This window comes from Streptomyces laculatispora, assembly GCF_017353455.1.
GTDB classification, from domain to species: domain Bacteria; phylum Actinomycetota; class Actinomycetes; order Streptomycetales; family Streptomycetaceae; genus Streptomyces; species Streptomyces laculatispora.
On sequence record NZ_JAFMPZ010000407.1, the window covers coordinates 1 to 6,751 of the forward strand.

The 6,751-nt window shown below is 66.7% G+C and carries 6 protein-coding genes and 1 pseudogene; 2 read left to right on the forward strand and 5 right to left on the reverse strand.

Going from position 1 to position 6,751, the window contains the following annotated elements:
* Positions 1 to 352: 352 nt before the first annotated feature.
* The 5 genes and pseudogenes from J1C73_RS20620 to J1C73_RS20640 all read right to left on the reverse strand — a co-directional run bounded on the left by J1C73_RS20620 (position 353) and on the right by J1C73_RS20640 (position 3,821).
* Complete coding sequence (locus J1C73_RS20620) at positions 353 to 550, reverse strand: DUF397 domain-containing protein (RefSeq protein WP_207317716.1); 198 nt, start codon at positions 548 to 550, stop codon at positions 353 to 355.
* Between the two features lie 547 nt (positions 551 to 1,097).
* A complete protein-coding gene (locus tag J1C73_RS20625) occupies positions 1,098 to 1,310 on the reverse strand; it encodes a hypothetical protein (protein ID WP_207317717.1) in 213 nt (70 codons plus the stop codon).
* Between the two features lie 58 nt (positions 1,311 to 1,368).
* Positions 1,369 to 2,225 (reverse strand): annotated as a pseudogene (locus J1C73_RS20630) (Scr1 family TA system antitoxin-like transcriptional regulator).
* The gene (locus J1C73_RS20635) at positions 2,209 to 2,739 is read right to left on the reverse strand and encodes a DUF6879 family protein (RefSeq protein WP_242644468.1); all 531 of its coding nucleotides are present in this window, start codon (positions 2,737 to 2,739) and stop codon (positions 2,209 to 2,211) included. The pseudogene J1C73_RS20630 and the gene J1C73_RS20635 overlap by 17 nt, the downstream one beginning before the upstream one ends.
* A 419-nt stretch (positions 2,740 to 3,158) precedes the next feature.
* Positions 3,159 to 3,821 (reverse strand): hypothetical protein, encoded by a 663-nt coding sequence (locus tag J1C73_RS20640; RefSeq protein WP_207317718.1) that lies wholly within the window; start codon positions 3,819 to 3,821, stop codon positions 3,159 to 3,161.
* A 151-nt stretch (positions 3,822 to 3,972) separates the two neighbouring features.
* Between J1C73_RS20640 and J1C73_RS20645 the strand changes: the two genes are divergently transcribed.
* Both J1C73_RS20645 and J1C73_RS20650 read left to right on the forward strand, forming a co-directional pair.
* Positions 3,973 to 4,446: a GNAT family N-acetyltransferase gene (locus J1C73_RS20645; RefSeq protein ID WP_207317719.1), complete on the forward strand. Its 474-nt coding sequence runs from the start codon at positions 3,973 to 3,975 to the stop codon at positions 4,444 to 4,446.
* Between the two features lie 233 nt (positions 4,447 to 4,679).
* Positions 4,680 to 6,751: glycoside hydrolase family 2 TIM barrel-domain containing protein (locus tag J1C73_RS20650; protein ID WP_207317720.1), on the forward strand; the 2,072-nt coding region annotated here is incomplete at its 3' end.

Consider the following 6,751-nt stretch of genomic DNA (forward strand, 5'->3'; position numbering starts at 1 on the left):
CCCCCAAGCAGGGCCCCGGCATCCATCCCTGCGAAGCGGTCGCCCTCTCCCGGTCCTGCCGTTGCCGACAACCCGTTCCGTGCACTGCTCTGAACCGGTCGAACAGACCAAAGAACGCCCCTGCCTAATCGGCTGGGGCGTTCGCTTGCTGCTCAGCGACGGAGGTCCCGGAATGCGTCCAGTGTCCGCAGCCCAGACATGAGCGTCGGCCGGTATCCGGGACAGTTCCGCTCAGTTGGCAGTGACCAGATTTCCCAGCACGACATGCAGCGCGCCACTCCGGAGTGCTCCGGATCGCTCTCCACGCTGCCACCACATCGGGGGCACTGCTGCATGACGACTCCCTACGCGGCTACGTCGAACCCCCCAGCTTGGCACCACTCAGGAAGTCGGTCCACTCAGCGGCTGTGAACTCGACAGTCTGCCCGTTCACGGTGTTGCGGACCGCCACCTTGCCGGGAACGTTGGTCGCGACCTCGACACAGCGCGGGTCTTTGTTGTTGTACTGGCACGCACTGGACGTGTGGAACTCGAATACGGGAATGGACATGCGTGGTACCTCTCTCCGTTGGAGTGGCGCACTGCACTTGCGACCGCCCCGGCGGCACTCAGGCTGTCCTGGGCCGTGATCCACCAGGGCGGGGTTGACGCCGTCCCTGCCGGGATTCCGAACGGACACGGGGGAGCCCGGTTCGGTTGCGTCCAGCAGGGGCGGAGAACGGGGGTTGAGCGGGCCTGCTCATGCTCCGTGGCCTTTCTGCCGTTCAGAGGTTGCCGGCAGCGGCCAGAGAGAGGGCGCCGCACACAGGGCGGCCACCCCGAAGGCGAAGGCGGGCCATGCTGCCCGGCCAAGGAGTCGTCTCACCATCGGATCGGCTCCAACTCCCCGCCCGCACACACTGGGCACGGGACTTTGAACGTGTGGCGGCATGTTGGGCATCCCTCGAACCCGCAACAGTCCGGGCACCAGATCGAACGGTGGCCCGTGCACACCCCGCAGTGGCTCGCCGGACTCCTGAAGGGCTCCACAATCCGGGGCAGCTGCCCAGCCTGCCGACGGACACGGGGCTTCTCCGCCACCGGAACAATGGTGGCGGTCACTTTTTCTCCGCCCGCTTCCCTGCCTTGCCCTTGTGCGGGTGCTGCTGCATCTCAACATTGCAGTCAGAGGCTTTCGAGCCATCACCGATCGCTCGGGCCATTGCCCGTTCGTTTTCCAACACCTCGCAGACGTCGCAACCCTCGGCAGGCTGCGCAGGATCGGAAGGCAACGGCAAATAGACCGGGTCGCTCATCGTCGTGGTGCTCATCTGGTCCCCTCGCTTCGCATGGGACCATTCTCAACCCGTTTCCAACTGCCAAGGGGAGTCAGTCGCGTTGTCGCATTAAGTCGTCTGCTGCGCCCCTCAGAAACGCAGTTGCTTCAGAGTCCCTCAGTGCATGACTCAGGAACAGATCAAACAAATCAAGGTGTTGGGAGATGTCGCGGGGGTCGCGCAGTACAACTTCCCCGGAGAACAGTTCGACAGTCGTCAGGCGGTCGTCATAGATGACGAACACATTCAAGGGGATACCTGGCACCTGAGCCGACTGCGGAATGATCGCGATCTCCACGTTCGGTTTCAGCGAGACGTCGGCCATGTGGGCACACTGCGCTGCCATGATCGGCGGGACGGCTCGCCGCCACCTCACTGCCTGTTCCGTCATCAGGAACGTGAAGCTACGGGAACAATCATCCAGGATGGCTGTCGCTCCGTGCGAGCCAGCACTGCTCGGGTGACGTCCCTCGTGGAGTCACTGTCCACTGTCTTGGAAAGCGTCTGCTCCGCGTACTCGCGGACGTGCAGCAGGCCGGTAGGGATGGCGGGCAGGAAGTGCCGCATCACCCGCGACGACGCTTCGAGAGCCTTCACCTCAGCTTGCTTGTGGTACAGCCCTACGCGCGCGTATGCGCGCCAGGATGCGTAGTCAACGTTCGCCCTACGCGCCAGCCTCAGAAGCTCTTGGGCCACCTCCTCGGGCACTCCCAAGGCGGCGGTAATCCGCTCTACGTCGATCATGCTCGGTAGAGCGCGAGCAGTTTCAATGCGGCTGATTTTGGTCTGGCTCATGTTGCAGCGGGCCGCCAGCCGTTCACCGCTCAGGCCAGCAGCGAGGCGGAGACCCTTCAGGGCCTCCGCCGAGTCTTTCCGCTCTCTTGCTTGGTGTTCAGGCTCGATAGCCACGGAATGGAACAGCGTTCTCTAGGGCGAGGTCACGCCACGCGAGGTATTTACGAAGATCTGGGCTGGAAACAAGTTCGCGATTGATCTGTGTCCCGTCCGGCCGGTAGTTGAGGTGAACCACGGTCGTCTCGTCGAACAGCCAGAAATCCTGATCCGGCAAACCGGGATTCGGCCGATCCGTAAGGTCCACAATCTGGTATGCCTCCCCGGCCTCGACGTTGCCGGGGATGCACCACTCGAACAGGTAGCGGCTGTAATCAGTGAGTGGCGTCCGGATCACCTTGGCTCGCGTCATGGTGCGACCTGCGGCGGCATGGTCCCGGATGGTCTCGTGCCACGTCGCGTTAAAGTCCTTCGGCCTGGCCTCACCGGCAAGGAAACTGCGGACGGTTTCAGCCTCGGCAGGCATGGTGTAGACCTGTTGCGTCTCCAGCCGGAAAGCGGAGCGCTTGAAGTCCCGGAAGTACGCCTGCCACTCCTCACCATCAAGCAACACAGGGTTAGATCCACCCATGGGCACGAGCGGCCTCCTTCAAGATCTCCTCGGGGATCAGAACAACGGACTCCCCGTCCGGTGTCTGACGGGCAACGTCGTAACCCTGGATTGCGAGCATGTCAGGCCGGTCCGTAGCGAAGACGGTCGGGCAGTCGCCGTTCCCGCACTTGTCGTCGTCACCGGCACTGCACGGCCCACCGGCGATCATGGTCAGCTCCACGCGACCCCCTCCCGTTGCTGTTGTCAGCAAGCTACGGAGGGTGAGGGCCGACAGTAAGAGTGATCAGTCCTCCAGTCACGTTGTCGCATAGGCCCGTCGGTCCTGATCGCAGCGATGGCCACGTGACCAAAAGCGGTCCGAAACAGCCAGAAACATCAGGTGAGCATGGCCAACTTGACCACCCTCGAAGGCAGGCTAGACAGAGCATTTGCACAGGTCAGCTCGCTAATGAGCTGGTGCCCCAGTGAAGAGTTCGAGTCGTTGTGGTGGACGTGGTCCGGCCCTCTGCGGTCGCCGGCTCACCGGACCTGGCCGTCGTCCCGCCCGGGAACGGGGCGATCGCCTGCTCGCCGGTCAGCTCATTGAGCCATCCGGCCGCCGCGTCGTCGAGGAAGAAGAGCGTCATGGCCTGGCCGTTGTGCCGGACGTGGAAGCGCCAGTCCCCGTGTTCCAGCTCGTCGATGAGATAGCTGACCACCAACAGGTCGGCCCAGTCGTCCCTGACCTCGATGGGCCAGTTGACCCGCCGGCCGTCGGCCGTGTACTCGATCCATGCCTCCTCCTCACCGAGGTCGACGTGGTCCCGCAGGCCGGACAGGGCGTCCGGCCGGCCGGCGATCCGGCACAGCTGCCGGGCGATCGCCGTGTACGAACCCCGCCCGCGGACGCACTCGGTGTCGAAGTGCCACGCCCGGTCGCAGAACCACCGCTCCCACGGCTCGTCCTCGACCGCACAGCCCAGCGCGAAGAGCACGAGGTCGAATGGCTTGCGCTCGTACGCTTCCCGCGGCGCCGAGTACAGCAGCTCGTCCACGGTCCGGCCGGCCGCGAACGGCAGCCCCAGTTCCGCCAGCCTGTCCAACTGGTCCTCAAGACGCATGGCCGGGATCGTAACCGCCCCCTCGGACAACGCCTGAGTACACCGGCCGCGGCAAGACGGGGCAGGACGGAACAGGCCGCAGGGGCCCGGGCTCGCGTCACAACTTGCCCAACCCGTGGGGACCTTCGCCTGTGACCGCCAAGTCACTGCGATGATCACCACCATGGGCATACACATCTCACCGGCCCAGGTGGGCGACTTCCACCAGGTCCTGGCTGACCACCCCCGGTACTGGGGCGAACGCGACCTCCGGTCACTGCACCTTCTGGCACTGGTGCAGGAGTTCGGTTCGACCTGCCTGGTCGCCCGATCCGAGGACGGAATCCGTGGGTACGTCTTCGGGTTCGTCACCCCGGGCGGCACCGGGTACGTGCATCTGATCGCCACGCGGGACGACGCCCGCGGCACCGGTCTCGGGCGTCGCCTGTACACGGCGTTCGCCGAAGCAGCGGAACGCCACGGTGCACGGCGGTTGAAGGCGATCACATCAATCGGGAACACCGGCTCGATCGCCTTCCACCGCAGCCTCGGCTTCGACACGAAGACCGTCGACGACTACGACGGCCCCGGCCGGGCCATGGCCGTCTTCCACCGAGATCTGCCACTCGATGTCTCGCGTCCCTGACCGACCGGCCGTCACTGGTGACATCACCCCCGCTGACCTGCGACGTGGGAACTGATCTTGTTCGGTGCGGGAAGGACCATCGCGGGAGAGGCAGGCGGCCGGGGCAGCGCCCCTCGGCCTGGCGGACCGGCATCGCGGGACCCTTCACCGTCCGTGCGGCTACCCCTTGTTGAAACGGTTCACTCCTGACTAACGTCCACCCGAGAGACGGGCGTTTTCGAACGAGGAGACCCATGAGCCGCACAGTCACCGACGCAACTCCCTGGTACGAGGACATGAGTCCGGGATCGGGTGGACTCGCACCGCGGTCCTGGTACGCGGCGTCCGACGCCCTGCGGGTGTCCCTGAACGGTGAATGGGCCTTCCGGCTCTCGCCGGACGCGGATGCCGAGGACGCGTCGTTCGCGCAGCCGGGGTTCGACGCCTCCGCCTGGCGGGCGGTCGAGGTGCCGGGGCACTGGGTGCTCCAGGGAGCCGGTGGCGCTCCCGCGTACACGAACGTCGTCTATCCCTTCCCCGTCGATCCGCCGAGGGTGCCGTCCGAGAATCCGACCGGCGACCATCTGCGGACGTTCACGCTGCCCGCCGGCCTGCCGGAGGGCGGCGAGAGCGTGCTCCGGTTCGACGGGGTGGAGTCGTGCGCCAGGGTCTGGCTCAACGGCCAGGAGCTGGGCGATTTCAAGGGGTCCCGGCTGCCGCACGAGTTCGCCGTGGGCGATCTGCTGCGGGCCGGTGAGAACGTACTGGCCCTGCGGGTGCACGCGTGGTCCTCGGGGAGCTATCTGGAGGACCAGGACCAGTGGTGGCTGCCCGGGATCTTCCGTGACGTGACGCTGCTGCACCGGCCGCAGGGCGCGCCCCGGGACTTCTTCGTGCACGCCGGGTACGACCATCGAGACGGTCGCGGGACGCTGCGCGTGGAGTGCGACGGCGCCGAGGGGCGGGTTCTCCTGCCGGAACTGGGCATCGACGCCCCCGCGGGCGAACCGGTGACCCTGCCGGTGGAACCCTGGACCGCCGAGACACCCCGGCTGTACGACGCGGAGCTGGTGACGCCCGGCGAGCGGATACCGCTGCGCATCGGCTTCCGTACGGTCGTCGTCGAGGACGGCGTCATCAAGGTCAACGGGCGGCGGCTGCTCTTTCGCGGGGTGAACCGGCACGAGTTCCATCCGGAGACCGGCCGGGCTGTCGACGCCCGGACCATGCGGCGCGACCTGGTGCTGATGAAGCAGCACAACATCAACGCCGTACGGACCAGCCACTATCCGCCGCACCCCGCCTTCCTCGACCTGTGCGACGAGCTGGGGCTCTGGGTGATCGACGAGTGCGATCTGGAGACACATGGCTTTGTCGACCTGGAGTGGCGCGACAACCCGGTGGACGACGAGCGGTGGACCCCCGCGCTGCTCGACCGGGCCGAAAGGATGGTCGAGCGCGACAAGAACCATGCCTCGGTGATCATCTGGTCGCTGGGCAACGAGTGCGGTTCGGGACGCGGCCTGACCGCGATGGCCGCGTGGATACGGGGGCGGGACCCGGAGCGGCTGCTGCACTACGAGGGCGACCTGTCGTGCGAGGACGTCGATCTGTACTCGCGGATGTATCCGACGCACGCCGAGGTCGAACTCATCGGCAGGCGGGCCGAGGAGCCGTGGGCCGACGCGGAGCTGGACGCCCGGCGGCGCGCGATGCCCTTCATCATGTGCGAGTACGCCCACGCCATGGGGAACGGGCCGGGCGGACTCGGCGAGTACCAGAGGCTCTTCGAGCGGTACGAACGCTGCCAGGGCGGTTTCGTCTGGGAGTGGATCGACCACGGCTTCGCCCACCCGGAGCACGGTTTCGCCTACGGCGGGGACTTCGGCGAGGAGCTGCACGACGGCAACTTCGTCTGTGACGGTCTGCTCTTCCCCGACCGCACCCCCTCCCCCGGGCTCATCGAGTACAAGAAGGTCATCGAGCCGGTGCGGATCGGCCCGGGTTCCTCGGCGGGCGCCTTCACGGTGACCAACGGGTACGACTTCACCGGGCTCGGGCACCTGGACTTCGTGTGGTCGCACGAGGTGGAGGGGGTACTCGTCGCCTCGGGCGCGCTGGCGGTGCCGGAGCTGGCGCCGGGGGCATCGGCCGAGGTGGTTCCGGATGCCGCGGGCGACGGCCTGTGGACCGTACGGGCGGTGCTCGCCGAGGACACCGCCTGGGCCGGGCGCGGGCATGTGGTGGCGTGGGGCCAGGCCGAGGTGGGCGCGCCGGCCGCCCCCGCTCCGGCAACCGGTGCGCGTCCGGTGCGGGGCGAGGGCGT